The organism is Kitasatospora cystarginea, assembly GCF_039533515.1.
Classification (GTDB): Bacteria; Actinomycetota; Actinomycetes; order Streptomycetales; family Streptomycetaceae; genus Kitasatospora; species Kitasatospora cystarginea.
Genome location: NZ_BAAATR010000007.1, coordinates 243722 through 268546, shown reverse-complemented (window position 1 = coordinate 268546; position 24825 = coordinate 243722). Strand labels below are relative to the sequence as shown.

At 72.5% G+C, this 24825-nt stretch carries 23 protein-coding genes and 1 pseudogene; 11 read left to right on the top strand and 13 right to left on the bottom strand.

The annotated features are described in order from the left end of the window. Nucleotides 1–385, bottom strand: a pseudogene (locus tag ABD369_RS11365) (two-component sensor histidine kinase); the annotation flags it as partial. Nucleotides 386–971: 586 nt separating this feature from the next. Beyond that, the gene (locus ABD369_RS11360) at nucleotides 972–1781 is read right to left on the bottom strand and encodes a helical backbone metal receptor (RefSeq protein WP_425557584.1); all 810 of its coding nucleotides are present in this window, start codon (nucleotides 1779–1781) and stop codon (nucleotides 972–974) included. 279 nt (nucleotides 1782–2060) lie between these two features. Here ABD369_RS11360 and ABD369_RS11355 point away from each other — a divergent pair, with 279 nt between their 5' ends. Next, the gene (locus ABD369_RS11355; RefSeq protein WP_344636188.1) at nucleotides 2061–3041 is read left to right on the top strand and encodes an AEC family transporter; all 981 of its coding nucleotides are present in this window, start codon (nucleotides 2061–2063) and stop codon (nucleotides 3039–3041) included. A gap of 392 nt (nucleotides 3042–3433) precedes the next feature. On the opposite strand, the gene ABD369_RS11350 is transcribed toward ABD369_RS11355, so the two are convergent. Next, a complete protein-coding gene (locus ABD369_RS11350) occupies nucleotides 3434–3829 on the bottom strand; it encodes a hypothetical protein (RefSeq protein WP_344636187.1) in 396 nt (131 codons plus the stop codon). A 186-nt stretch (nucleotides 3830–4015) separates the two neighbouring features. Here ABD369_RS11350 and ABD369_RS11345 point away from each other — a divergent pair, with 186 nt between their 5' ends. Beyond that, nucleotides 4016–4906, top strand: a complete 891-nt coding sequence (locus tag ABD369_RS11345) for a DUF6895 family protein (RefSeq protein ID WP_344636186.1) — start codon at nucleotides 4016–4018, stop codon at nucleotides 4904–4906. 640 nt (nucleotides 4907–5546) lie between these two features. Then, nucleotides 5547–5975, top strand: coding sequence for a hypothetical protein (locus ABD369_RS11340; protein ID WP_344636185.1), 429 nt, complete (start codon nucleotides 5547–5549; stop codon nucleotides 5973–5975). Nucleotides 5976–6079: 104 nt separating this feature from the next. On the opposite strand, the gene ABD369_RS11335 is transcribed toward ABD369_RS11340, so the two are convergent. Further along, nucleotides 6080–7123, bottom strand: coding sequence for a LacI family DNA-binding transcriptional regulator (locus ABD369_RS11335; RefSeq protein ID WP_344636184.1), 1044 nt, complete (start codon nucleotides 7121–7123; stop codon nucleotides 6080–6082). A gap of 265 nt (nucleotides 7124–7388) precedes the next feature. Between ABD369_RS11335 and ABD369_RS11330 the strand changes: the two genes are divergently transcribed. Then, a complete protein-coding gene (locus tag ABD369_RS11330; protein WP_344636183.1) occupies nucleotides 7389–8036 on the top strand; it encodes a hypothetical protein in 648 nt (215 codons plus the stop codon). A 151-nt stretch (nucleotides 8037–8187) separates the two neighbouring features. On the opposite strand, the gene ABD369_RS11325 is transcribed toward ABD369_RS11330, so the two are convergent. The 4 genes from ABD369_RS11325 to ABD369_RS11310 all read right to left on the bottom strand — a co-directional run bounded on the left by ABD369_RS11325 (nucleotide 8188) and on the right by ABD369_RS11310 (nucleotide 12014). Continuing rightward, nucleotides 8188–8772, bottom strand: coding sequence for a hydrolase (locus tag ABD369_RS11325; protein ID WP_344636182.1), 585 nt, complete (start codon nucleotides 8770–8772; stop codon nucleotides 8188–8190). A gap of 112 nt (nucleotides 8773–8884) precedes the next feature. After that, complete coding sequence (locus tag ABD369_RS11320) at nucleotides 8885–10339, bottom strand: MFS transporter (RefSeq protein WP_344636181.1); 1455 nt, start codon at nucleotides 10337–10339, stop codon at nucleotides 8885–8887. Continuing rightward, nucleotides 10336–10785: a MarR family winged helix-turn-helix transcriptional regulator gene (locus ABD369_RS11315; protein ID WP_344636180.1), complete on the bottom strand. Its 450-nt coding sequence runs from the start codon at nucleotides 10783–10785 to the stop codon at nucleotides 10336–10338. Before ABD369_RS11315 ends, ABD369_RS11320 begins: the two co-directional genes overlap by 4 nt. 170 nt (nucleotides 10786–10955) lie before the next feature. Beyond that, nucleotides 10956–12014 (bottom strand): NAD-dependent epimerase/dehydratase family protein, encoded by a 1059-nt coding sequence (locus ABD369_RS11310; RefSeq protein WP_344636179.1) that lies wholly within the window; start codon nucleotides 12012–12014, stop codon nucleotides 10956–10958. A 141-nt stretch (nucleotides 12015–12155) separates the two neighbouring features. Between ABD369_RS11310 and ABD369_RS11305 the strand changes: the two genes are divergently transcribed. After that, on the top strand, nucleotides 12156–12959 hold the full coding sequence (locus ABD369_RS11305) for a DNA-formamidopyrimidine glycosylase family protein (protein ID WP_344636178.1): 804 nt from the start codon (nucleotides 12156–12158) through the stop codon (nucleotides 12957–12959). Nucleotides 12960–12972: 13 nt separating this feature from the next. Here the strand turns inward: ABD369_RS11305 and ABD369_RS11300 are convergent, their stop codons facing one another. Further along, on the bottom strand, nucleotides 12973–13608 hold the full coding sequence (locus tag ABD369_RS11300) for a nucleoside/nucleotide kinase family protein (protein WP_344636177.1): 636 nt from the start codon (nucleotides 13606–13608) through the stop codon (nucleotides 12973–12975). A gap of 84 nt (nucleotides 13609–13692) precedes the next feature. On the opposite strand from ABD369_RS11300, the gene ABD369_RS11295 reads away from it, so the two are divergent. The 3 genes from ABD369_RS11295 (at nucleotide 13693) to ABD369_RS11285 (ending at nucleotide 14799) form a co-directional block, all read left to right on the top strand. Continuing rightward, a complete protein-coding gene (locus ABD369_RS11295) occupies nucleotides 13693–14217 on the top strand; it encodes a phosphohydrolase (RefSeq protein WP_344636176.1) in 525 nt (174 codons plus the stop codon). 118 nt (nucleotides 14218–14335) lie between these two features. Beyond that, nucleotides 14336–14506 (top strand): hypothetical protein, encoded by a 171-nt coding sequence (locus ABD369_RS11290; RefSeq protein ID WP_344636175.1) that lies wholly within the window; start codon nucleotides 14336–14338, stop codon nucleotides 14504–14506. Then, nucleotides 14503–14799: a dsRBD fold-containing protein gene (locus tag ABD369_RS11285; protein ID WP_344636174.1), complete on the top strand. Its 297-nt coding sequence runs from the start codon at nucleotides 14503–14505 to the stop codon at nucleotides 14797–14799. Before ABD369_RS11290 ends, ABD369_RS11285 begins: the two co-directional genes overlap by 4 nt. Nucleotides 14800–15040: 241 nt before the next feature. Here ABD369_RS11285 and dacB read toward each other — a convergent pair whose 3' ends face one another. Both dacB and ABD369_RS11275 read right to left on the bottom strand, forming a co-directional pair. Further along, the gene (dacB, locus tag ABD369_RS11280; RefSeq protein ID WP_344636173.1) at nucleotides 15041–16642 is read right to left on the bottom strand and encodes a D-alanyl-D-alanine carboxypeptidase/D-alanyl-D-alanine endopeptidase; all 1602 of its coding nucleotides are present in this window, start codon (nucleotides 16640–16642) and stop codon (nucleotides 15041–15043) included. Nucleotides 16643–16970: 328 nt separating this feature from the next. Continuing rightward, a complete protein-coding gene (locus ABD369_RS11275) occupies nucleotides 16971–17285 on the bottom strand; it encodes a hypothetical protein (protein WP_344636172.1) in 315 nt (104 codons plus the stop codon). A 154-nt stretch (nucleotides 17286–17439) separates the two neighbouring features. On the opposite strand from ABD369_RS11275, the gene ABD369_RS11270 reads away from it, so the two are divergent. The 3 genes from ABD369_RS11270 to ABD369_RS11260 are packed head-to-tail and all read left to right on the top strand — an operon-like array spanning nucleotide 17440 to nucleotide 21282. Then, complete coding sequence (locus ABD369_RS11270; protein ID WP_344636171.1) at nucleotides 17440–19761, top strand: FHA domain-containing protein; 2322 nt, start codon at nucleotides 17440–17442, stop codon at nucleotides 19759–19761. A gap of 24 nt (nucleotides 19762–19785) precedes the next feature. Continuing rightward, nucleotides 19786–20313 carry a hypothetical protein gene (locus tag ABD369_RS11265; RefSeq protein WP_344636170.1) on the top strand — a complete coding sequence of 176 codons (528 nt, stop codon included), beginning with the start codon at nucleotides 19786–19788 and terminating at the stop codon, nucleotides 20311–20313. A 9-nt stretch (nucleotides 20314–20322) separates the two neighbouring features. Further along, a complete protein-coding gene (locus ABD369_RS11260; RefSeq protein ID WP_344636169.1) occupies nucleotides 20323–21282 on the top strand; it encodes a serine/threonine-protein kinase in 960 nt (319 codons plus the stop codon). A gap of 45 nt (nucleotides 21283–21327) precedes the next feature. On the opposite strand, the gene lysA is transcribed toward ABD369_RS11260, so the two are convergent. Together lysA and ABD369_RS11250 are read right to left on the bottom strand one after the other, a co-directional pair. Continuing rightward, entirely contained in the window at nucleotides 21328–22692 is a 1365-nt protein-coding gene (gene lysA / locus ABD369_RS11255) for a diaminopimelate decarboxylase (protein WP_344636168.1), read from the bottom strand. 248 nt (nucleotides 22693–22940) lie between these two features. Then, nucleotides 22941–24164 carry a streptophobe family protein gene (locus ABD369_RS11250; protein ID WP_344636167.1) on the bottom strand — a complete coding sequence of 408 codons (1224 nt, stop codon included), beginning with the start codon at nucleotides 24162–24164 and terminating at the stop codon, nucleotides 22941–22943. Nucleotides 24165–24825 lie beyond the last annotated feature (661 nt).

The following is a 24825-nucleotide window of genomic DNA, read 5'->3' as shown; positions in this document are numbered from 1 at the left end:
GCCCCAGCGGACGCAATACCCGGCCGGCCATCGCGTAACCGACCATGAAGGCGATCACCGCCAGGCACACCAGCACCGTGAGCGACTTGCGCAGCAGGGTGTTCAGGGCCGCGTCGATGCGGGTGGCCTCGTAGTGATCGAGCCACTGGTTGAAGTTGCCGTTCGAGACGGTGTAGCCGTCCGGGGTGACGATCTGCACACCCGGGCCGATCGTCATGGGCGGCAGCGCGGCGTCGCGCATGGCCTGGCGCACGAAGAAGTACATCAGCACCAGCAGAACCACGCCCGCCATCAGGAACATCCCGCCGTAGAGCAGGGTGAGCCTGATCCGGATGGTCGGGCGGAAGGGCAGTCGGGCGGGCACGCCGTCGTCGGGCAGGGACACGGCACGAGCGGGCCGGCGAGCCGACGGAGGGGTGCCTTTGAACGAGCCTGACGCAGACCTGCCGTCCCCGGTGGGTGCGTTGGGCGTCTCGCGCGCCGGAGACGACGGGTTCATGAGCTGCCTTTCGAGAGAGCCGGGCGGCGGGTGGTGATCGTTCCGCCCGCGGCCTGCCTGGATGGTGCACGCGGGGCCGTACGGCAGCCGTCCTGCCCGCTTCGGTCCCGGCCTGCGGTCAAGTGGCCATCGCGACCTGCACATGGGCTGCGCTCCTATCCTCTCCGCCCTGGTGTCAGGCGGACGTAAGAGTTCGCTACCGACTCGGTCCTGCCGCGCGGGCGGGCATCGGGCACGACTTCCACGGAGATGTGGATGTGATTGGTGTGCGATCGTTCGATCGGGGCGCGGCTGAAGCGAATGAACTTTTGGCTGCGGCTATAGCGAGATTTCGTCCTCATGGGATCAGCCTGCTGACTTGTGTCTTATGGGTTCTTGATTCGATCCGACCGGCCGTGACGACAACAGGTTCGGTTGCCGGTCGTCGTGAGTCCCGATGGGCGCGGTGGCGGCGCCCGTGGGCTTGGTGTCGCTACGCCTCGCGGTCCGGGCAGGGGCGTCCCCCCGGTGCGGTGCGGAGTTGGGCGGTGAGGACGGCGGGCGCCTCGGCCAGTGAGGGGCCGTACCAGGTGAGATGGCGGCCGCTGACCAGGGCGCACGGGGTGCCCGGGAAGGCTTCGGGGCCGTCGGTGGCGGTGAAGCGGTACGGTTCGTCGGGCAGTACGGCGAGTTGGGGGCCGGCGGCCAGCAACTCGGCGATGGGGATGGCGGGGTAGCGCTCCGCGTGGTCGGCGTGGATGACGTCCACACCGAGCCGGCGCAGCAGGTCCCCGGCGAAGGTGTCCCGGCCGAGCACCATCCAGGGCCGCCGCCAGACGGGCACCACGGCCCGCAGGCGCGTCAGCGGCTCCTCCACCGCCTCCCAGGCCGCCCCGGCCGCGTCCAGCCAGGCGGGGTGCGGCAGTCGGCAGGCGACGGTGAGCAGCCGGTCCAGCGAGGACAGCGCTTGCGGCAGGGTACGGACCTCGGTCACCCAGACCGGGATCCCGGCGGCCCGCAGCGCCGCCAGATCGGGCGCGCGGTTCTCCTCCTCGTTGGCCACCACCAGGTCCGGTCCCAGTTCGATGATGCGTGCCACGTCCGGATTCTTGGTGCCGCCGATCCGTTCCACCGCGAGCCCGGCCGGGTGGGTGCACCACTCGGTCGCACCGACCAGCAGCCCCGGCCCGGTGGCGGCCAGGGCCTCGGTCAGCGAGGGCACCAGCGACACCACCTGCCGTACCGGCCCGAGTCGTACGGCGGTGCCCTGGTCGTCGGTCTCGGTCCGGGATGCTTCGCTCACCTGCTCACCGTACCCGCCCGGGGGCGCGGCCCGGTGGCGGTCGATCCCCGCCGGCCGTTCCGGTCGTGCCGAGAGAACGCCCCGACGACACCGTGGGCCTGACGATGTGTCAGCCATGGAGTTCGGCGTGGCGACAGCCGGTTGAACGGCGGTCGGCGGGGCCTGATTGACTGCGGAGCGGCCGGAGAGCCCGGAGATCCCGGGCATCTGCAGCACCCGAGAGAGCGATCGAGCAGATCTACCGGATCGAGCAGACCGCCCAGGACCAGTCGAGGATCCATGCACACCCTGCACCCCCTGCTCGCCGCCTTCGTCCCCATCTGGTCACTGACCGCCGTCGGCTATCTGGTAGGCCGCACGGGCCTGTTGGGAGAGCAGGCGGAGGTTGTACTCGGTCGCTTCGTCTTCCACGTGGCCATGCCCGCCGCGCTGTTCACGATGATCTCCCGGACGCCGCTGGACAGCTTCGCGAACACGTCCATGCTCGCCTTCGTGGCCGGAACCGCCGTGGCCTCGCTGCTCGGGGCCGCCGCCGCCCGGTGGTGGTTCGGCCGGGGTCTGGCCGACCTGACCATAGCGGGGATGGCGTCCGGGTACGTCAACTCCGCGAACCTGGGTATCCCGGTGGCCCTGCAGGTGCTGGGTGACGCCTCGTTCATCGCGCCGGTGCTGGTCTTCCAGGTGCTGGTGGTCACCCCGGTGGTCCTGACGTTGCTGGATGCCGGGGCCGGCAAGGGCGGTGGTGCCGCCGGCGAGGGCGGTGACGCCGCAGGGGAACGGGTCGGACGGGCGTCCCGGCTGCTGGCGGTGCCGCTGCGCAATCCGATCGTCCTGGCCGCCGGGCTCGGGGCGCTCGCCTCCGCCGCCGGCTGGCATCTGCCGCCCACCCTGGGGCACTCCTGCGACGTCCTGGGCAGCGCGGGCGTGCCGACCGCGCTGATTACCCTCGGGATGTCGCTGCACGCCCGGCGGCCGGCCGGCAGTTCGGCGCAGCGCGCCGAACTGGGTCTCACCGTCGCCACCAAGACGCTGGTACAACCGCTGGTCGCGCTCGCCGTGGGCAGCCTGGTGCTGCACCTCCCCCCGCACCAGCTGCTGGCGGTGGTGGTCTGCTCCGCGCTGCCCACCGCGCAGAACGTCTTCATCTACGCCCGCGAGTACGGCCTGAACGCCGCCCTGGCCCGTGACTCGGTGATGTTCTCGACCCTGCTGTCGATGGGGACGCTCTCGGTGGCGGGCTGGCTGCTCGGGCGTGGCTAGTGCACCGTCCGGTACGGCCCGCAGGAGTGGGTGACGGTCGCAGGACGGCCTCGATGGACACCCGAAATGATCGTGCCGGGGAGAGCGCTCGCCCATGGCCTGTCGAAGCGGGCCCGGCAGCGGCTGTCGGCGAGGTTCAGCCAGGACCTCGGCCACCGCCTCACGGGCGATCACGAACCGCTCCAACCGGCTTCCGCCTGCCGCAGCTCGGCCTGAAGGGTCTCCACCCGCCGCCGAGCGGCGCGTTCACGCTCCTCCAGCAACCCCATCACCGACGGCATCCCGGAACCTCCACCGAAGCGACGACACGACACCCCGTCTCTGCCGCCGAAACACCGAACAAGGCGGCGCCACCGGGTCGGCCCGTGGCGCCGCCTTGCTCGCAGCCGGCTCTAGCCGACCTGGTTGATGGCCACGTCGCAGCTGGTCGACACCGGACAGGCGACATGGAAATTGTTCATCGTGACCTTAAGTAGCACGTCCTTGCCGTCGTCATCTGCCATCAGGTAGCAGTAGAAGTTGTCCTTGCAGGCGAACACATGGCCGTCGGCCTTGAAGCTCACCCACCAGTAGTCGTGCCCTGTCGTCACGAATCCCGTACGGTACTTCGCGTCGAACGCGTACTCCTTGCTGCCGTTCGCGAGATTTGTGAAGGTTTTGCTCACCTTGTAGTCACCGTCGTACCGGTGAGTAAAGGTGATCTCGCTCAGGGTGCCTCCGGTGTTGTTGACCACATACACCGGGCAGCTCCGCTCGGTCGCCGTAGCCTCGCCAGTCTGGTTCCCCATGGCTGATCAACCGCCTTTCCGCCAATTTGTGGCAGAGTAGATTCGTATGCTAATCACTAATCATTGCCCATGTCGCCTTCCCCGTAACTCCGCCAATCGAGGGAAAGTCACAGGAAACCGTTCCCGGTGTCGAAGGTCGAGGTATCAGCCCCTGAGTCCCCACTTTGAAGGAAGCGCAGGGTCCCGTTGGCTCAGATCGAAGCCGAGCAGGCACTGTGTGAATGGATTGAGTCACACCTTGGCCACTTCTTCCCATCCGGGATCGCTGGCTCAGCTGCAGAATGGTCCATCAAGATCCGGCCGGCCTGCGAACTATCCATCGTCCTGTTCGGAGTAACGGGCCCGCGTCCGCCAGCTAACGGCACCTGGGCTCGCCTCGTCTCCGAGAAATGTCGGGAGCTGCTTCTCCCCGCCGACCAGGCGCTTCCCGGGATAATCGCATCCGGAGCAGCTGAAAGCCATAATTTCAAAGCGGCACTGCTCGTCTTCATTGCCATCGAGCGCATCACCGGCCGCCGGTTCAGGTCGCACGACATCGTCAGATCCGTTTTCGCGATGCCGCCCCGCAGCAATCCCGGCCCCGATCTGGACCACGCCATCGCGACCGACCTCGCCGGTATCCGCGACTACGGCCCGCAAATGACACGAAGGCTTGAGGCGTTGATGCGCCGATACCCGTCCGCCCCCGCCCTCGGTGCCGCAGCCCGCCCAGCCCTCTACGACGTCACCCACGCCTGCTTCCTCGCCACCCGCTTCGGTCACCGCACCCCACCCTGGCCCGCCCGTCACGCCGCCTGGCTCACCCACACCCTCGGCCCCGCCGCGGCCGCCCGCCTACAGTTGGGCGATCTCGACGTCGCCGCAGAACTGACCGCAGCCGCCCTCTGGTGTGGCCTGCCCCTCAATCCGCACCATCAGCAGGTGCTCAACACCCTCTCCCGGACCGCCCTCGCGACCGGCTGCATCGTCCCCGGCGCCCACTTCGCCCCGGAGGCGGACTTCTTCGACCGCGCCTACCACCCGACACTGACCGCCCTCGCCGCCCTCAGCGCGGCCAACCGCGCTCAACTCTCCTGAAGAAACTCCGCCACCCGATGTAGAACCCGGCCAGCCCGCCTGAGCGTGTCAGAAAGGTCGTGCAAGTCCGCGGTCTGGGAGGCCGGCCGGGGCCCGGTCAAGGGCTCCGGCCAGATCCTGAGCCGGACAGATCACCTCCGCCCCGCCGTCTTCCACGTCGCAGTCCACCGCCAAGCCCATCCCGCACCCGTCTCCAGCCGTTCCGCTGCGGCGGGATCGATGCCGTACGGCGCGACAGGTCCGATTCGCCTGCAGTCTCAGGTGACCTGGTTCGATCAGGTACCACCCACAGCGCGGGGGCGAAGCCGCGAGCATGTCTTCGGGTGACCGCAGTTGATACCGCGCCAGGTTGCAACTGTGCCGGTGCGGACGGTCCTTGTCGAGCCTCGGTTCGCGCATCGCGGCGCCGAGGAACGCTTGCCTCCGCAGCTCGTGGCGGGGCGGACGTTCGGTGCTGGGTCGCCGGTGCCATCGGGCTGAGATTGCCTGACGCAGTTTTACCCAAACGATTGGTGCAATGGTTTGGGTAGGACATAATCGGCGACACGCGCGCGCCGAGGCCTTCTCGGAGGAGGCCGGGTGTCACGACCCGGAGGGCCCGCGTGCGCCTGTGACGAACCAGTCCTTCACGGAGGTCGGAATGGCGGAACAGACGGCGGCGGGACCCGGGACGGCCGGGCGGATGCCACGAGGACTCAAGATCGCGACGGGGGTGATCTGGTTCCAGGCGGTCGTCAATCTGCTGGTCGGCTGGGTGCTGTTCAGTAGCGCGGCCACGTTCGACGAGCACGGCGTCGGGGAGCGGTACGGCAGCGGCCTGCTGCGCACCATCGGTGTCGTCTCGGTGGTGATCGGCCTGCTGTTAGCCGTGTGCGGCGTGCTGGTGGTGCGGCGGGCGGCCTGGGTCCGGCCGACCGTCATCGGGCTCGAAGCGGTCGGTATCCTCAGCTCGCTGATCGCCCTGTTCTCGGGTGGCGCGATGCCTTCGCTCGTGGGTATCGCCGTCGGGGCCGCCGTGATCCGGCAGTTCGCCTCGGCTGACGCGGCGGCCTGGTTCAACCGTCGTTGAAGGGCCGGGTGGCGCCGGGTAGTGCCGGCGTGATGCGAACGGCCCTCAAGCGGTCGTTCCCGTAGTCGCCGTTCCCGTCGTGCCGCGTCCGGTCGGGCCGCCGCTCAGCCGAGCGGCGGCCCGACCGGCGCACCCGTCGAGGCCCTGGCCATCAGCACCGGCCGCAACTGCTGCGACTCGGCCGGCTTCCCGTCGATCAGGCACAGCAACTGCCGCATCGCCAGCCGGCCCAGCTCCGCGGACGGCGACCGGACGCTGGTCAGCGACACCGGCAATTCGGCGGCGAGCGCAATGTCGTTGAAGCCCGCCAAGGCCAGGTCCGTGCCCAGCCGCAGGCCCAGGTCGCGGGCGGCTCCGGCGGCACCGATCGCCGCGAAGTCGTTCACCGCGAAGAGAGCCGTCGGGCGGTCGGGGCCGCGCAGCAGTTCCTCGGCGGCCTGCCGACCGCCCGCGGTGTCGAACCCCGACAGCCGGATCCGGTGCGGAGGCAGCGGCAGTCCTGCCTCCCGGTAGCGCTCGACGAATCCGGCGGTCCGGTCCACGCCGGTGCTCGCGAACGGAGGACCGGCCACCACGGCCACGTCCCGGTGCCCGAGCGCCAGGAAGTGCTCCGCGACCAGCCGCCCGCCGAACACGTCGTCACAGGTCACCGCCGGGTGCGCGGCGCGCCCGTCCCGCCGGTTGACCAGCACCAGCGAAGTGCCGCGCAGTGCCGGGTCGTCCAGCACCGCACCGTCCAGATGGGCGTCACCGATCACCAGCCCGTCCACCCGCCGGGCCAGCACCATGGCGATCCGCTCGCGCTGCACCGCCGGATCGTCGTAGGTGTTGGTGACGAACGTGGACAGGCCGTGTGCCGTCGCCTCCTCCTCCACGCCCTCGTAGACGGTGGCCATCACCAGCTCCGACAGCCGGGGGACGAGCACCCCGACCAGGTTGCTGCGCCGGGTGCGGAGGCTGGCGGCGTACGGGTTGCGCCGGTACCCGCGAAGATCGGCCAACTCCCGGATCCGGCGCGCCGTGTCACCCGACGCCGCGCGGCCCGGCTCCCCGTCGCGGCCGTTCAACACCCGCGAGACCGTGGAGACGTGCACTCCCAGTTCGTCGGCCAGCCCCTGCAAGGTGACCGGCCGGCCCTCGCTCGTCATGCCGACTCCTCCCGTCCGTGCTGTTCCGGACCATTCTTCCGCACCGTCAGCCGTTCGGTGACAGTGCGGATCCTGGCCGTCGCGAACAGCCCGCCAATGAGGCGGGAGTCCTGGCGGCAGATCCCAACCAGGCTGGTGTGCAAAGGAGTTGGTGTGGCAGGACGGGTCGGGGCGTGCGGCGGTGGACCGGGCTGGCGACCGGGCGCCGCCGCTGGTGTCGGTGCCGCCCGCTAGCGTTCCCGATGACGGAGGGCCGGGAGGTGCGGTGAGTTTTCTCGGGATGTGGGTCCTGGCGGCGGTGCCGGACGAGGTGGTGGACGACGTGGCGCCCGTGCTGGGGCCGCACATCGACGGGCAGCGCGAGCTCGCCCGCACCCAGGAGCTGTGGCGGCGCTGGAGCGCCGCACCCGAGCGGGTCGGCGGCCTGCGTGCGCTGCGCCGTCGCGGGTCGGGGCCGTCGATGGCGCTGGACGCCGACAGCGAGGCGTTCCAGGAGCTTTCCAGCGCCTGCCCGTTGGACGAGCACTGCGAGGAGATCTACGCGGCCCTGGACCGGATCCCCGCCGACTGGCGGCACCTGGCGCTCGCCCCGGGCTGCCGGAAGGGATTCCCGGTGGCCGCGCTGGCCCACGGCCTGGGGCCACGCCGGTTCGCCCTGCTGCCGGGCTGGTTCGGTGACATGGTCCTGACCTCGCAGCAGGTGCGCGAGACCCTGCCGGACGTGGTCGCGGCGCTGGAGCTGACGGCGGAGCAGCGCCGCGAGGCCCGACAGCGCGCGGTGGAGTGGCTGTGCGACAGCGGCGACGGTGACCCGGGGGAGGCTGCGACGATGCTGGACGGCGTTGTGCCCCTGTGGCACGCGGCAGTGGAGAGGCAGGCGGGGCTGCTGGGCTGCATGTTCATCCCTGGATGACCCGACCTCGGATGACCCGACCGGGGCCCTAGCGTGGTGGCCGTACCCGGCCGTGTCCAGCCGTTCCCGGCTCGCGTGGGGCCGCCGCATCCGCCGGACCGGAGTCGGCGGCCCGGCGGATGCGGCGGCAGCGGCGGTTTGCGGGGCGAGGTCAGGCGCGGGTCTTGGCCAGCAGCTCCAGGATCTCGGCGGTGGTACCGGTCTCGCCGAGCCGGGGGAAGATCCGCTCGACGGAGTTGCGGTGCGCCTCCAGATCCATGTCGGCCATCGCGTCGGTCGCCAGGGTGACGTGGTAGGCGTGTTCGTGCGCGGCCCGGGCGGTGGATTCCACGCCGATGCTGGTGGCGATGCCGGCCAGCACGATCTGGGTGACACCGCGGCGGCGTAGCTGCAGGTCGAGGTCGGTGCCGTGGAACGCACCCCAGTTGCGCTTGGTCACGGTGATGTCCCCGGGGTGGCCGGCCAGGTCGCCGACGATGACGTCCCAGCCCTCGGGCAGGCCGCCGGAGTGGCGCGGGGCTTCGGTGCGGCCGGGTACGGCGTCCGAGCCGTCGGCGGCGGCGGTCACCCGTACCAGGACGACCGGAGCGCCGTGGGCGCGGAAGGCGTCGGCCAGTTCGACCGAGCGGGCCACCACCTCGGGAGTGGTGTACGGGACGGTCGGCAGAGCGGTGATCCCGTGCTGCAGGTCGATGAGGACCAGCGCGGTGCTCGGGTCGAGTGCGGTGAGAGCCATGGGTGTGCCCTTTCATAGGTGAACGATCCGTACGGAAAAGGGAGTTCGTGACAGGTGGCGGTGCAGGTGCTCGTGTTGACCGCCGTGCCTGAGTCGGCGCCCACGCTCGGACCTACGCCCGCGCTCGCGCCGTCACCAGGCCGACCCGGTGCAGTGAGCGGTCCAGCAGGGTCACGGCCAGCAGCAGGACGGCACCGGCGAGCATGAACAGCGCCAGCCCGTGCAGCCCGCCCGTCCGGGCGCCCTCGCCGAAGAAGGCGGCGGTGGCGGCCGAGGCGGTCATGGCACCGAGGTACATGAAGGTGCGCAGCAGCCCGGCGGCGGAGCCGATCCGGGCGGGATCCGCCTGGTGGTAGAGGGCGTTCTGGTTGGCGAGGCCGTTCAGGCCCTGGGGGATGCCCATGAGCACGCCGACGGCGACGAGCAGCCAGAGGGAGCTCCCCGAGTCGACCAGCAACAGCGCGGCGCAGGCAGCGATCTGGAAGAGACCGCCGGCCACGAGCTTGCCCCGGATCTCGCTGCGGCGGCCGGTGGCGCCGGAGACCAGCAGTGCACTCAGCGACAGCGGCAGCAGGACGAGTCCGGCGACCGACGCGTTCAGTCCCCGGCCCTCCTCCAGCCAGGGGGTGAAGCCGTACATGAACGCATACGCCGCGGTGTAGCTCAGCAGTTGGCGGACGAAGGTGGCCAGCATGGGTCCGTTGCCGCCGAGCACCCGCAGGTCGATGAACGGTTCCGGTACGCGAAGCTCCCGTACCGCGAAGCCGGTGGTGGCGACGGCGGCGAGCACCGGAAGGTACCAGCGGGCGAGCCGGGGGCTCATCAGGAACAGCATCAGCGAGACGAGCATCGCCGCGAACAGCGCCATGCCCGCGAGGTCCACCCGGCCGGTGGCGGAGGTCTGTTCACGGTCCGGGGCGGGGTGCCGCGGCAGGCGCAGGGTGCCGAGGACCAGGCAGGCCAGCGACAGCGGGATGTTGACCGTGAACATGGTGCGCCAGCCGCCCGCGCCGATCAGCAGTCCGCCGAGGGTGGGGCCGATGACGGCGACGGTCTGGTTGGCGATCGCGAGCGCGGTCAGCACGCCGGCCGGGCTGTCCCCGCCGGTGCGTCTGGCTTCGCTGCGGGTGAGGTGCATCGAGGCCGGGTAGGCGGCCGAGGTGCCGAAGCCGAGCAGTACCCGGGCGGCGATCAGGAAGCCGAGTGAGGGGGCCAGGGCGCCGAGGAGTCCGGCGATCCCCACCAGCGACGTCCCGATCAGATAGAGGCGGCGGGGTCCGTAGGTGTCCACCAGCCGCCCGACCACGGGCTGGCCGACGGCGGTGGCCAGGTAGAGCGCGGAGACCAGCCATGCGGTCTGCGACGGGGGCATCCCGAAGGCGGTCCCGATCGGTATCAGGGCCACCGCGATCATCGAGGAGTTGACCGGGTTCAGCACCGAACCGAGGAGCATCGGGGCGATCAGCTTGCGGTTGAAGCCCTCGGGCCGGTCCTGCCGGGTCTCCCGCCCGCCGTCCTCCGGAGGGCGGCGCAGCGATCGGCTCAGGCGCGCGGTGAGCGAGGTCATGACTGGGCGAGCCGATCCAGCAGGGTCAGTGCCTCGATCACGGTGCGGCGCTCGTCCTCCGTGCAGTGGTCCTGGAGCGCCCGTGCCAGCCACTCCTCCCGGGCCTGCCGGCTGCCCGCGACGTACTCGCGGCCGAGCTCGGTGAGGGTGACCAGCTGGCGGCGGCCGTCCTCCGGGTCGGGGTGCCGCTGGATCAGTCCGCGCTGGTCGAGCACCGCGAGGGTGGCCGCCGTCGACTGAGGCCGGACCCGCTCGGCGGCCGCCAGTTCGCTGGCCGACATCGGCCCGTCCTTGGACAGCCGGCTGAGCGCGGACAGCTGGGAGGGCGTGAGGTCCTGGGTGTCGGCGACCTCCCAGAGCCGTCGGCGCAGTCTGGTGAACACCACGCGCAGCTCTCCTGCCGCGCGGGCGGCCGATTCGGAGATGTTCCCGCTGCTCTGTTCCATGCCTCCACGCTAAAACCTTCAGGCCAAACTGTCCAGTCTTGCTGTGCAGTCTGGACTGATGATCCGACCCGGTGGCGGCACCACCGTCGAGCCGCGGGGCGGCGGCACCTCCACCGGTCCGCGACGGCGAAGGGACGGGCCGTGCCGCGAGGACGGGCGCCGAGCAGGGCTCACCGCCCCCGCAGCGGCGCAGCCGCGAACCGCGCCATGCCGTCCGCGAAGCCGACCGTCGGCCGCCAGCCGAGTTCGTCCCGGAGGCGGGTCGAGTCCGCCGTCACGTGCCGGACGTCGCCCAGCCGGTACTCGCCGGTCACCACCGGGCGCGGGCCGCCGTAGGCCGTGGCCAGCGCCTCGGCCATCTCGCCGACCGTGTGAACGGCGCCGCTGCCGACGTTGAACACCCGGGCGCTGCCCGCCGGGCGGTCGCCGACCGCCGCCAGCGCCGCGAGGTTGGCCGAGGCCACGTCGGCGACGTGGACGAAGTCGCGCCGCTGGGCGCCGTCCTCGAACACCCGGGGAGCCTCGCCCCTGGCCAGCGCCGAGCGGAACAGCGAGGCGACCCCCGCGTACGGTGTGTCGCGGGGCATCCCCGGCCCGTACACGTTGTGGTAGCGGAGCGTGAGAACACGGCCACCGCAGGCGCGCGCCCAGGCTGCCGCCAGATGCTCCTGAGCCAGCTTGGTCGCCGCGTACACGTTGCGCGGATCCGTCGGCGCCTCCTCGCCGACCAGGCCCGGTGCCAGCGGCCGGCCGCAGTGCGGGCACGGCGGCTCGAAGCTCCCCGCGTCCAGGTCGGCGATCCGCCGTGGGCCCGGTGCCACGTCCCCGTGCACGGCGCAGCGGTAGCGCCCCTCGCCGTACACCACCATCGACCCGGCCAGCACCAGATCCCGTACCCCGCCGCGTGCCATCGCCGCCAGCAGCACGGCCGTGCCGAGGTCGTTGCAGCTCACGTAGTCGGGCGCGTCGTCCAGGTCGAGCCCGAGGCCCACCACCGCCGCTTGGTGGCAGACCGCGTCCACGCCGGACAGCGCCCGCTCCACCACCGCCCGGTCGCGCACGTCGCCCCGGACGAACTCCACCCCGGCCGGCCACGCCGGCTCCCGCCCGGACGGATGCACGGCGGGCAGCAGCGCGTCCAGCACCCGTACCGCGTGGCCGGCCGCGACGAGCCGCGCCACCACCGCCGACCCGATGAACCCGGCACCGCCGGTGACCAGAATCTCCATGCCGGCGAAGCTAGCCGTCCGGCCCGCCCCCGTCCCTGTGCCCCGGCCGGACGTCAGGGCTTCGTAACACTCGGCACACCCGGCAGCCGCGCGGGCGGCACCCGGTCGGTGTGCGCCCGGGCGCACGGCATCATGGAACCTGTGCCCGAAGGAGACACCGTCTACCGAACCGCCACCCGGCTGCGCCAGGCCCTGGCCGGCCGGCTGCTGACGGGTGCGGACCTGCGGGTGCCGGCCCACGCCACCGCAGACCTGCGCGGGCGGCGGGTGCTGGAGGTCGTCCCGCGCGGCAAGCACCTGCTGATTCGCTTCGACGGCGGCCTCACCCTGCACACCCACCTGCGGATGGACGGCAGCTGGGAGCTCTACCGGACCGGCGAACGCTGGCACGGAGGCCCCGCCCACCAGATCCGCGCCGTCCTCGCGACGGACGAGCACACCGCCGTCGGGTACCGGCTCCCGGTCGTCGAACTGCTGCGTACCGCCGAGGAACAGCGCGTCGTCGGACACCTCGGCCCCGATCTGCTCGGGCCGGACTGGGATCTCGCCGAGGCGCTGCGCAGGCTCGGCGAGCAGCCCGAACTCCCGCTCGCCGAGGCACTATTGGACCAGCGGAAGCTGGCCGGCATCGGGAACGTCTACGCCAACGAGCTCTGCTTCCTGGCCGGGGTCACCCCCTGGACCCCGCTCGGCGGGGTTGCCGTCCTGGACCGGGTGCTCGCCCGCGCCCACCAACTCCTGGAGGCCAACAGGCTCCGGCCGGGCCATCCCACCACCGGCGAGGCGCGCCCCGACCGCCGGAACTTCGTCTACGGCCGCGCCCGCCGTCCCTGTCTGCGCTGCGGTACGCCGATCCGCACCGCCCCGCACGCATCGGACCGGGGCCGCGACCGGCCGGCCTTCTGGTGCCCGCGCTGCCAGCGCGGCCCCTCCCCGGCAGGCTGACCGGGCGGCGGCGTCAGGGCAGTACGAGTGCCGGATGGCGCGGGTCGTCGGCGCGCACCGTGAGGTCGGCCAGTTCGGACGGGCCGGTCTCGGCCTCGTAGCGGGCGAAGGCCGGGAGCGTCCACCGCTCCTGCGGCAGAGTCCGGCGGGCCAGCGCGGCCGGGGTGAGCGCGAGGTGCACCGTCAGCTCGAACGGCAGCCAGCGGCCGATGAGCAGCGCTCCGTCCAGCAACAGCACGCCGCCGGGCGGGAGTTCGGTGTACGGCGCGCGGGTGGACCGGTCAGTGGCGGCGTCCCGGAGCGAGGGAAGGACGCGTGCGCTCCCGCCGGGCTCCAGCGGATCGAGCACCTCGCGCAGGAGTGCGCCGTCGTCCAGCCAGAGGTCGTGGTAGGCGTCCGGGTCGTGGCGGCCGTACTCCAGGCGCAGCGAGGCCGGGCGGAGGAAGTCACCGGCCGAGACCCGGAGCACCGGGCGGCCGCGCAGCCGCAGCGGTTCGACCAGGGAGTCGGCCAGCTCGCCGGGACGGGCTGCCGGCGCTCCGTCGATGGCGATCCGCAGCCTGCGGCCGTCCGTCCCGGCCGGGTGGGTGTCGATCCGCTCGGCGAGCAGGTCGATCAGACGTTCGGGGGAGATCGGTCTCACCTGCACGACCCGGCGGTTCCTCTCCTGATTCGACAACTCGACTATATTGCAAGTCAACTGATCGCCGATTGCTCCCCCGGAGGAACCGCCGTGCCCGTGCTGACCCTTGCCGAGGTCGAGGCCCTGGCAGCCGACGCGCACGCCGGGCAGCTGGACAGGATCGGCGAACCCTACCTCGGGCATCTGCGTGCGGTCTCAGCCGGGCTCGCCCCGTTCGGTGTCGGCCTGCAGATGGCGGGTCTGCTGCACGACGTCCTGGAGGACACCGACCTCGGCGCCGACGACCTGCTGTGCGCCGGCGTGCCGTTCGGCGTGGTCGAGACCGTCCGCCGGGTGACCAAGGCCCCCGGTGCGGCCTACCAGGCCATGCTCCGGCAGATCACCACCGACTATTCGGCCACCCTGCTCAAGATCGCCGACAATGCGCACAACTCGGTCCCGGCCCGCGCCGAGCGGCTGCCCGCTCCCGACCGCGAGCGCCTCGCCGCCCGCTACCGCGCGGCCCGCGAGGTCCTCTGGCCGGCGGTGGCCGCGGCGGACGTCCGGGTGATCGTCGAGCTCGTCAACCCCGCGCTGCTCGCCGAGCTGGATCCCGGCACCGGGGGCGGAGGGTGAGTGGCCTGTACGGCGCGGTAGGGGCAGGCTGGTAGCAGAAGAGCCACGTGCTGCCCGGTCGGCCGCGCGCCGCGGCGTGCAGTCGGGGGGTGCCGGGTTCGAGCAGAGGGAGCCCGCGATGGCCGACATGCAGGAGAAGTTCCCAGACAAGTCCACGGAAGAGCGCGAGGACATCCGGGCACTGGACCCGGAGGAGGGCATCACCTCGTACCAGACCGCGCACGCGTGGGAGGAGTCGCAGGCCGAGGGCGACCGCCTCGACGAGCCGACGGAAGACACCCGGCGGTGAGCGGCGACCGGGCCGAGCGGCAGGCACCGCCGCACACCACCGAGTGGAGCATGCGCCTGAGGCTGACCGAGGACGGCGACCTCACCCAGGCCCACCTCGAACTGGACACCGGCCAGAACATCCTGGAAGCCGACGCCGAGGCCCGACGCAGCGCCCATGACCCACCCGCCACCGTCATCGGCGACGAACTCGCCGCGGGCCGCGCCCTGATCGAACTGGGCCACCGGCTGGTCCACGCGGGTTCGGTCGCGGCCGAGGCCGCCGAGTCGGCCCGTCGGCGCGACGAGGAGTGAACAGACGGGCGCGGACCACGTGATCGCAGCTCGCCCCCTCGGCCCGGTGGACGGGCCGAGGGGCGGGCCTGCCGGCGTGCACCGTGAGTCCGCCCGACGACGACGGCTGTTCCCGGAGCGCCGGCCGCCCGAGGGACGCCAACGGACCGGGCCCGGCCGGCGAGTGCCGACCGGGCCCGGGTGCGCTGTTCTCGTCCGGCGCGCCAACTCCCTCAGCGGGCACACCGGTTGACCGAATGCGTCAGCAACGGCCGATGGTCTCGCAGTCGTCCCAGCGGGTGGCGGGGGCGGCGGGGAGATCGCCCGAAGGCGCCATGAGGGCGGGCGCGTTGCGCGGCGCCACCTTGGCGGCCGGGGTCTTGGCCGGACCGGCGGCGAGGCGGACGGCTACCGCGTCCAGGGCGGCACGCGGACGGGCGCCCGCGTAGTTGTTCACCATCACGGTGAACGCCAGCTTGCGGCCGTCGGGCGCGGTCGCGTAGCCGGAGATGTTGTCCACGCCGCTCATCGAACCGGTCTTGGCGTGCACGTTGTTGGCCGCGGGCGTACCCACCATCCGGGTCGCCAGGGTGCCGCCGACCATCCGGGCGGGGTTGCCGGCGATCGGCAGCGCCTCGTACCAGCTCTTGAACCACGGCTTGTCCGCGGCGACCTTGAGCAGACCGGTCATCTTGCCCGCGGTGACCAGGTCGTAGCGGGAGAGACCGGAGCCGTCCACCTGGCGGCCGGCCGGGTTGGACAGGCCGTTGGCCTTGAGGAAGGCGCCGATCTGGTTCACACCGGCGGTCCAGGTGCCGGCACCGCCCTTGACCTTGCCCATCTCCTTGGTCAGGTGCTCGGCGATGCCGTTGTTGCTGAGCTTCAACAGCGGCGGCATCAGCTCGGCCAGTGGGTGCGAGTCGTGCGAGGCCAGCGCGGTGGAGGTCTCCTGGCCGGTCGCGGCCGCCACGCCCTTGCCGACCTTGACGCCGTGCCGGGCCAGCGCGCCCGCGAAGACCTGGCCGGTGTAACGGGCCGGGTCCTCGACGGTGGCGATGAAGCTCGCGGGGGAGCCGCCGGCCGGGACGCTGCCGGTCAGGTTCAGCACGTTGACGCCGCGCTGGCGCTCGACGTTCGCGCTCTGCGCGCTGCCGGCCGCGCCGGTGGTGATCTTGCCGTTGAACTTCAGCGGCGCCTCGGCCGGGTAGAGGTCGACCTTGGCCGCCTCGCCCTCCTTGCCGGGGGTGACGGTCACCTTGACGGTGTCCATCACGTACTCGTTGTCGGTGGCGACGGTCAGACCGGAGATCTGCGGGCTGTAGGAGTACGGCTCGTCGTCCCAGGCCCAGCCCGGGCCGAACGGGACGTTGTCGTACCGGCTGCCGTCGGCCAGCAGTCGGCCCTTGACCTCGGTGACACCGGCGGCAGCCACCTTGGCGGCCAGGTCGTCCAGGTCCTGCGGCAGCAGGCTGGGGTCGCCGCCGCCGCGCAGCACCAGGTCGCCGTTGAGCACGGAACCCTTGCGGGTGCCGGCCGTGCGTACCTCGGTGGTGAACTTGTAGTCGGGGCCGAGCAGGTCGAGCGCGGCGGCCGAGGTGATGGTCTTCATGGTGGACGCCGGGGTGAGGTAGGCGTCGGCCTGGTGCTGGTAGACCACCTGGCCGGAGCTGAGGTCGACCACCTGGACGGCGGTCTCGGCGCCCGCCATCACGGGGTTGGCGAGGATCGCGTCGAGGTCGGCCGCCAGCGTCGGGTCGGCCGGGGAAGGCGTGTCCGCCTGGGCGGAACCGGCCAGCACGGAGGCGGCGAGGGCCACAGCGGCCAGCGGCAGCGTGCGGCGGTGCAGGCGTGCGGGCAGAGGCAAGATCGCTCCATACGTCGGGTACGGCGAGGCGCAGCCCGGACGCACCGCACCGAAGCTGGGCACGGCGAATCCAAGGCCCCCACAGACCGGTACGGAACGGCCGAAAGCCCCCGCTTTTCGTGAGGCGAAAACTACCATCCGACGGACAGTCAGATGATCGCGGGACCGTTCGGTCCGTTTCACACCGATCCGGCGCCCGGGGAACCGGGCACCGGTAACTTCTACGCGCCGACCCGCCGAAAAGTCTCACCCCTCGACGAGGATTTCTTTCCGGCCCGCGCCGAACCGGCCACCGAACCCGACGGACAGACGCTGGCCCGGCGCACCGCTACTGCGGAGCCTGCGCCCCGCCCCCGGCCTTCACCGCGTTCACCATCGCCTGGTGGACGTCCCGCGCCGTCCGCTCGTCCGTGGCCGGCACCGGGCTGCCCTCGACCGTGAACCAGTCCAGTGCGCCCGAGTACTGCACCGTCAGCCGGGCCTCCCCGTCGATCCACATGGTGTGCACCGTGAGGTCTCCGCTGATCGCACCGATCTCCTTGGTGAGCACCCCGCCCCGCCCGGAGAGGATCCCCTGGGTGGTCCAGGTGGCCCAGGAGACGGTGCTGCCCGCCGGCGACTGACCCTGCTGCTGCTCGCTCATGGCCCTATCTTCCCCCGGTACGCGGTTCGCCACCCCGCAGCGACACCACCCACTGCCTCGCCCGAACGAGGTGCTCCCTGATCCGAACGGCCCGCTCCGCGGCACTCGGGCGGCCCAGCGGCGGCCACCCGGACGGAGGTCTAGCATCGGGAGCATGGGACAGCGACCCGTCGCGTCCACGGCGCCGCAGCTGGTCCTGGAGACCGCAGACGACTGGCAGGTGATCAGCCCGAGCCGTGAGTACCACGTCGGGCGCGACCCCGCCGGAGAGATCGTCCTCGACGACCCCAGGGTCTCCTGGCACCATGCGGTGATCCACACCGATGACGGCCACTGGACGCTCGACGACACCGACAGCACCAACGGCACCTTCACCGACGGCCGCCGGGTCCGGCACCTCGACGTCGGGCCCGGTACCACGCTGCGCTTCGGCAGCCCCGAGGACGGACCGACGGCCGTCCTGCGGGCCGTACCCGCCCCGGCTGTCTCCGGACTCTCCACCATCACCGGCTCCACCCGGCCCCCCACCGTCGTACGGCAGCTGCCCGTCCGGATCGTCCGGATCGGGCGGGAGAGCGACAACGACCTGGTCGTCCCCGACCTCTCGGTCTCCCGCCACCACGCCGAACTGCACGCCACCCCCGACGGCCGTTACGAGATCGTCGACCTCGACAGCCACAACGGCACCTACCTCAACGGCATGCCGGTCCACCGGGCCGAGGTCGGGTCCGGCGACCTGATCGGCATCGGCCACGCGATGCTCTGTCTGGTCGGTGACGAGCTCCAGGAGTTCGTCGACACCGGCGACATCGACCTCAACGTGGAGGACCTGGTGGTCACCGTCGCCGGCGGCCGGCAGCTGCTCGACCACATCAGCTTCCCGGTCGGCCAGGACTGCCTGTTGGCCGTCGCCGGACCCAGCGGTTCCGGCAAGTCGACCCTGCTGAACGCGCTCACCGGGCTGCGCCCGGCCGACCACGGCACCGTCCGCTACGACGGCCGCGACCTCTACCACGACTACGCCGAACTGCGCAGCCGGATCGGCCTGGTCCCGCAGGACGACATCCTGCACACCCAGCTCACCGTGCGGCGCGCCCTGGGCTACGCCGCCGAGTTGCGCTTCCCCGGCGACACCGACCCCGCCGAGCGCGAGGCCCGGATCGAGAAGGTGATCGCCGAACTGGGTCTGGGTGAACGGGCCGACCAGGTGATCGCCAGCCTCTCCGGCGGCCAGCGCAAGCGGGTCAGCGTCGCCCTGGAACTGCTGACCAAGCCCTCGCTGCTCTTTCTGGACGAGCCCACCTCGGGCCTCGACCCCGGTATGGACCGCTCCGTGATGCAGATGTTGCGCGAGCTCGCCGACGACGGCCGCACCGTGATCGTGGTCACCCACAGTGTGCTCAGCCTGGGCCTCTGCGACCGGCTGCTGCTACTCGCCCCCGGCGGGCGGATCGCCTACTACGGCCCGCCAGCCGAGGCCCTGGACTTCCTCGGCCACCAGCACTGGCCCGAGGCATTCGAGGCGTTCGAGACCGAGGCCGACCGTGACTGGGCCGGCCAGTACCGTGAATCCAGCGCCTACCGCCGCTACATCGCCGCCGCGATGAACCGGCCGCGCAAGGCGGAGCCGCACCCCGAGTCGATGGCGGCGCCCCCGCCACCGCAGGGCTGGCGCTCCCAGCTCGGCACCCTGGTCCGCCGCTACGGCGCGGCCCTGTCCACCGACCGGACCTTCCTGGGCGTCATGATCGCGCTGCCGTTCGTGATGGGCGCCATGGCCCGCGCTCTGGCGGGCAGCCGGCTCACCCCGGCCACCGCCACCAGCGCCCTGCTGATCCTCTGCGTCGGCGCGGTGCTCACCGGAGCGGCCAACGCGGTGCGCGAACTCGTCAAGGAACGCGCCATCTACCAGCGCGAACGCGCCGTCGGCCTGTCCAGATCGGCGTACATCTGTTCGAAGATCGCGGTGCTCGGCACCGTCACCGTGGTCCAGTCCGTGGTGCTCACCCTGGTCGCCCTGGCCGGGGTACGGGTGCGCCCGCAGGGCGGCAGCGGCGTCCTACTGCCACCGCTCGCCGAGATCACCATCGCTGCCGCGCTGCTCTCCTTCACCGCCATGATGCTCGGCCTGGTGATCTCTTCCCTGGTCCGCCGGGAAGAGGTGACCATGCCGCTGCTGGTGCTGGTCGCCATCGTCCAGGTGGTCTTCTGCGGCGCACTGCTCGAGCTGCACACCGTCCCGGTGCTCAACCAGCTCTCCTGGCTGGTGCCCTCCCGCTGGGCGTTCGCCGCAATGTCCGCCACCGTCGACATGCACCACATCGTCCCCGGCGCCCTGACCGCCGACCCGCTCTTCGCCCACAGCCCGGACATCTGGCTGCTCGACCTGGGAATGCTGCTGGTGCTCTCGCTGATCTTCGGCCTCCTGGTCGGGCGGCTGCTGCGGCGGCAGGAACCCGCGATCATGCGGCGCTAGCCGGACGGCCCACAGGAGGCGCCGATGAGCACCACGTACCACCGCACCGGTCCGGACCACGACGCACACCGGTTCAGGCCCACCCACGTCGTCCCCGAGGACGGGCTGCCGACCTGGGCCGGGCCCGACGCCTCGAGGCCCAGCGCCCGGCTGGACCCGCTACTCCCCGTCCGCCTCGCCGACACCAGCGGCGACTGGGCCCGGATCGTCTGCGCCAACGGCTGGAGCGCCTGGGTGGACGGCCGGCTGCTGGTCACCCTCCCGCACCGCCCGCCGGGAACCGGCCGCCCGCTCGGCACCACCGGGGACCCCCGGCCGCTGCTCGACGCACTGGCCCGCTCGCTCGCCGCCTACCGCGAGCTGGTGGAGCGGCTGGCCGCCGGCGAACTCGACCTGGACACCTTCCGCCGCCGGTCCGGCGAGCTGCGGATCGGCGTGGTGATCGACGGCCCGTCCGCCTGGCTGCTCGACCTCGACGACGGCCGCTGGTACTACTGCGACGGCACCCGGCTGCAGACCTACGCCGCGGTCGAGCCGCCCTCCCCGGGATAGGGGAAGCCGGTGAGCACCGCGGCGTACGAGGACCTGACCGGGCACCGGCTCGCCGGGTACCGGCTCGGCCGGCGGATCGGCCGGGGTGGCATGGCGGTGGTCTACCAGGCGGAGGACCTGCGCCTCGGCCGCCCGGTCGCGATCAAGCTGCTCGCCCCCGAACTGGCCCGCAACGACGTCTTCCGGCAGCGCTTCGCCCGGGAGTCACGGGCCGCCGCCGCCATCGACCACCCGCACATCGTCCCCGTCTACGAGGCGGGCGAGGCGAACGGCGTGCTCTACATCGCCATGCGCTACGTGGCCGGCCGCGACCTGCGCGCCCTGCTGGACCGCCAGGGCCGGCTCTCCGTCCCGCAGACGGCCCGGATCACGGCCCAGATCGCCTCCGCGCTGGACGCCGCGCACGCCCACGACCTGGTCCACCGCGACGTCAAACCCGGCAACATACTGATCGCCGAAGGGCCCGACGCCGAACGGCCCGAACACGCCTACCTGACCGACTTCGGCCTCACCAAGAAGTCGCTCTCGCTCAGCGGGCTGACCAGTGTCGGCCAGTTCGTCGGCACCCTCGACTACGTCGCCCCCGAGCAGATCAGCGGCCGTCCGGTGGACGGGCGATGCGACCTCTACAGCCTGGGCTGCGTGGTCTTCGAGGCGCTGACCGGCGCGCCGCCGTTCCGGCGCGACGACGACCTCGCGCTGCTCTGGGCGCATCTGCACGATCCCGCGCCGCTGCTCACCTCGCGGCGGCCCGACCTGCCCCGTGCGCTGGACCCGGTACTCGCGAGGGCCCTCGCCAAGACACCCGAGGAGCGCTACGACAGCTGTCTGGGCTTCGTGGCGGCGCTTCGGGCGGCCGCCGAGAGGGGGGACCGGGCCGCTGTCCCGGTCATCACCACCCTGCCCGAGCCCGCGCCCGTCCCACTGCCGCCCGCCTGGGCCAGGCCGGTCTTCAGCCCCCCGCAGTGATCGCGAGCCGTGGCGCACCCGGCTCCTTCGGGCGTCCGGTCGCGTTCAGCGACCCACCTCGCGGGCCTGGAAGTCCCCGACGGTCTCCCGGCGGATCAGCAGTCGGGCCCGCCCGCCGCTGACCGCGGCCACCGCCGGTCGGCCGACCAGGTTGTAGCCGGAGGCCATCGAGAGCTGGTAGGCACCGGCGGCCGGAACCGCCAGCAGGTCGCCCGGGCGCAGGTCGGCGGGGAGGTCGGCCGCGCGGACCAGGACGTCGCCGGCCTCGCAGTGCCGGCCGACCACGTCGATGACGGCGGGCGGGGCCTCGGAGGTCCGGCCGACCAGGCGGACGGCGTACGGGGAGCCGTACAGGGCCGGGCGAGGGTTGTCGCTCATCCCGCCGTCCACCGCGGCGAAGGTGCGGCCGTCGGTGCCGTGCTTCACCGAGAGCACCCGGTACAGGGCCACGGCGGCCGGCGCGGCGATCGCCCGGCCCGGCTCGACGATCAGACGCGGCACCGAGAGGCCGTGCTCGGCACAGCGGGCGGCGAGGTGGCGGGTGGTCCGGGCGGCGAAGTCGGCGAGGTCCAGTTCCCGGTCGCCGGGGCGGTAGCGCACGCCGTGGCCGCCGCCGAGGTCGAGTTCGGGCAGTTCGGCGCCGTGCCGGTCGCGGATTCGCGCCAGCAGTCCGACCAGCCGGTCCAGCGCGGCGAGATAGGGCTCGACCTCGGTGATCTGGGAGCCCAGGTGGCAGTGCAGGCCGGTGAGGCGGAGGCTGGGCTGGGCGAGCACCCGGTCGACCGCCTCGGCCCCGTCCCCGCCGTCGATCCGGAACCCGAACCTCTGCCCGGCCACCCCGGTGCGCACAGCCGAGTGGTGTCCGGCTGCGATGTCCGGCAGGACCCGGACCAGCACCTGCTGCGGCGTGTCCGCGATGGCGAGGGCGGCCAGCCGGGGGATCTCGGCCAGGCCGTCGATGACGATCCGGCCGACCCGCATCCGCCGGGCGAGCCGCAGTTCCTCGGGGCTCTTGGCGTTGCCGTGCAGCAGGATCCGCTGCGGCGGGAAACCGGTGGCGGCGGCGAGGCGCAGTTCGCCGGCCGAGCAGACGTCCAGACCGAGCCCCTCCTCGGACACCCAGTCGGCCATCGCGCTGCACAGGAACGCCTTCGCCGCATACAGCACCTGCGCCTGCGGGAGGGCGGTGCGGTATGCCCGGGCACGCCGGCGCACCTCCTCCTCGTCGAGCACGTACAGCGGAGTGCCGAACCGGTCGGCGGCCTCCGCCAGGCCGACCCCGCCGACCAGCAGCTCTCCGCCGGCCCCGGGTCGGGCGGAGGCCGGCCATGGGCTGCCGAGCGGCAAACCCGGGTGCGGGGAGCGGCGACGGGCGGTCCGGGCGGCGGGGTCGACCTGGGCCTGGGTCATGGCGGAGGGCTTCCTTCCACACGTGGCTGCGGGCTCACGGCGGCCCGGACCGCAGTACCGCCGGCGGCTCCGGCCCGCCCGTTCCAGTGGATGCCCGACGCAGCCGGTCGGCACCGGGCCTTGACGCATGGCCTACGCGAAGTACGCCCGCCTTGACGACACCCTGACAGCGCTCGGGTCCCCGACAGGGCAGCGGAATCGGACGTGCGGGAGCGGGTTCCGGCGCGCCGGGGGCGACGGTCAGCGGTTCAGGAGCGCTGGAGCGGGCGGGGCGCCCTTCGCGCCAGCAGACCGCCGAGCAGGCCGGCGGCGGCGCCCCACAGGGCGCCGAGCACCACGGTGCGCGCCAGGTCGGGGCTGAGATGGAGACTGCCGGTGCCACTGTGCAGACCGAGCAGGGACAGGCCGAGCTCGGCGGAGACGGTGGTGAGCAGTCCGATCGCCAGCATCGCGAGGGCCAGGGCGACGGCCAGGTTCAGCGCGCACCGCCAGAGCGGGGGACGCTCGGGGGAGTGCAGCGCCGCGCCGAGACCGGTGAGCAGGACCAGGATCACCGCGAGCGCGAGCAGCAGCCAGCTGCGGCCGTCCTGCTGGGCGAGCGAGGAGAGGTCGAGGGTGACGTCCCGGCTCCGGGAAGCCTGGAGCACGGAGGCGAGCGGTTGCGGGACGGGCAGGCCGATGGTGCCCGCGGAGTGGCCGTGCCAGGAGCCGCCGATGCCGACGCCCAGCGCGATCCAGGCGAGGTTGGGGAGTGCGAGCAGCAGGACCGCGAAGGTCTCCCGGGGGTGATCGCCGGTGGCGGCGCAGACCAGACCGGTGACCAGGCCCACCAGCACGTACACCGTCAGCAGGCTCAGCACGGCGTGTCCGGCGGGCCGGATGGTGGTGTGTATGCGTAGCAGGCGTGCGGGCAGCGGTGCACGCCGGGAGATCAGGAAGGCCAGCAGCAGGACCCCGCAGAGCCAGGCCAGCCCGATGCCGAGGGTCGCGCCCGGCGAGGCCCGGAAGCCCACGGTGGGCGCGCCGCCGAAGATGCTGCCCAACTGGTCGAGCAGCGAGTCGCCGGTCGGGACGGTGAAGGTGTGTTGGGCGTACTGCCGGACCAGGAGCAGCAGCGCCAGCCAGAGCACCGCCGTACGGGCGGCGCGTCCGGCCAGTTCGGCGGGTCCGACCAGGGCCCGGTGCCGCAGTGGCTGGAGGAAGACGGCACCCGCCACCAGCGCCCCGACGAGGGTCACCGACAGCGGCAGGCCGGTGATCCCGCCCTGGGCCTCGGCGACGAAGGCGGCGTTGCCGGTGAGGTCGAGCGGCACTCCGACGGCCAGCAGCACGGTGGCGGCGAGCACCGCGGGGAAGGCGCCCTCGGGCAGTGTGTTCGCCCCTGCGGCCCACAACCCCAGTGCCGCGACCACGACCATGACCACGAGTGGCGCCACCGCGGCGGCCAGCGCGTCGGCCCAGAGCCTGAGCACGCGGAGTGCCGGGCTTCCGGGTCGGCCGGGCGGCCGTGGCGGTACGTCACGCGGTGGCACGTGGTGCGCGGGTGTGCTGTCGCGCGGCGGTACGCCGTTCGGGGCCGGGTCGCTCGGGTGCACGCTGCCTCCCGACGGGCGGATGTCTCCCGGGGTGGGTCTGCTTCCAGCTTGGGTCAGCGGGCGGGCGTCGGCGAGCGCTCGTCCTGCTCCCGGTGAGTGATCCGGGAGCGGTCGGCCAGCGGTTGCGGGGTGCCGAGGGGGCCAGCAGAGAATGAGACCCGGGGGGCGGACGGGGGAGGCGAGCCGGGGGAGACCAGCCCTGGAGGACTTCGCGTGACTTCTCTGCCGCCAACCCCGGACGATTCCGGCGACGGTCCTGACGACGGACCCGGCCGGCGGGACGACCGTCCCGACCAGGGAAGTGACCGCCCCGACCGGCGAAGCGGAGAGCGGCCGGACGGATCGTCCGCCGGCCCGCCGACCCGGTCCTCGGCCGGCGAGCCCCCCTACGGCGGGTCGGGGCCAGGAGCTGGCGGATCGCCGGAGAGCGGTCCGGGCGAGCCCCACGAGCCGACGTGGGTGGGCCCGTTCGGTCCGCCGCGCTCGCCCGGTCCCGGCCCGGGCCCGGAGAGCGGGGCCGAACCGCCCGCGGGGCCTC

What these genes read in the sequence shown, in the direction of transcription:
- ABD369_RS11315 (WP_344636180.1), bottom strand. Translation starts at nt 10,785, where the DNA reads ATGGAACAGAGCAGCGGGAACATCTCCGAATCGGCCGCCCGCGCGGCA.
- ABD369_RS11320 (WP_344636181.1), bottom strand. Translation starts at nt 10,339, where the DNA reads ATGACCTCGCTCACCGCGCGCCTGAGCCGATCGCTGCGCCGCCCTCCG.
- ABD369_RS11290 (WP_344636175.1), top strand. Translation starts at nt 14,336, where the DNA reads ATGGCCGACATGCAGGAGAAGTTCCCAGACAAGTCCACGGAAGAGCGC.
- ABD369_RS11340 (WP_344636185.1), top strand. Translation starts at nt 5,547, where the DNA reads ATGGCGGAACAGACGGCGGCGGGACCCGGGACGGCCGGGCGGATGCCA.
- ABD369_RS11270 (WP_344636171.1), top strand. Translation starts at nt 17,440, where the DNA reads ATGGGACAGCGACCCGTCGCGTCCACGGCGCCGCAGCTGGTCCTGGAG.
- ABD369_RS11335 (WP_344636184.1), bottom strand. Translation starts at nt 7,123, where the DNA reads ATGACGAGCGAGGGCCGGCCGGTCACCTTGCAGGGGCTGGCCGACGAA.
- ABD369_RS11275 (WP_344636172.1), bottom strand. Translation starts at nt 17,285, where the DNA reads ATGAGCGAGCAGCAGCAGGGTCAGTCGCCGGCGGGCAGCACCGTCTCC.
- ABD369_RS11325 (WP_344636182.1), bottom strand. Translation starts at nt 8,772, where the DNA reads ATGGCTCTCACCGCACTCGACCCGAGCACCGCGCTGGTCCTCATCGAC.
- lysA (WP_344636168.1), bottom strand. Translation starts at nt 22,692, where the DNA reads ATGACCCAGGCCCAGGTCGACCCCGCCGCCCGGACCGCCCGTCGCCGC.
- ABD369_RS11350 (WP_344636187.1), bottom strand. Translation starts at nt 3,829, where the DNA reads ATGGGGAACCAGACTGGCGAGGCTACGGCGACCGAGCGGAGCTGCCCG.
- ABD369_RS11355 (WP_344636188.1), top strand. Translation starts at nt 2,061, where the DNA reads ATGCACACCCTGCACCCCCTGCTCGCCGCCTTCGTCCCCATCTGGTCA.
- ABD369_RS11265 (WP_344636170.1), top strand. Translation starts at nt 19,786, where the DNA reads ATGAGCACCACGTACCACCGCACCGGTCCGGACCACGACGCACACCGG.
- ABD369_RS11310 (WP_344636179.1), bottom strand. Translation starts at nt 12,014, where the DNA reads ATGGAGATTCTGGTCACCGGCGGTGCCGGGTTCATCGGGTCGGCGGTG.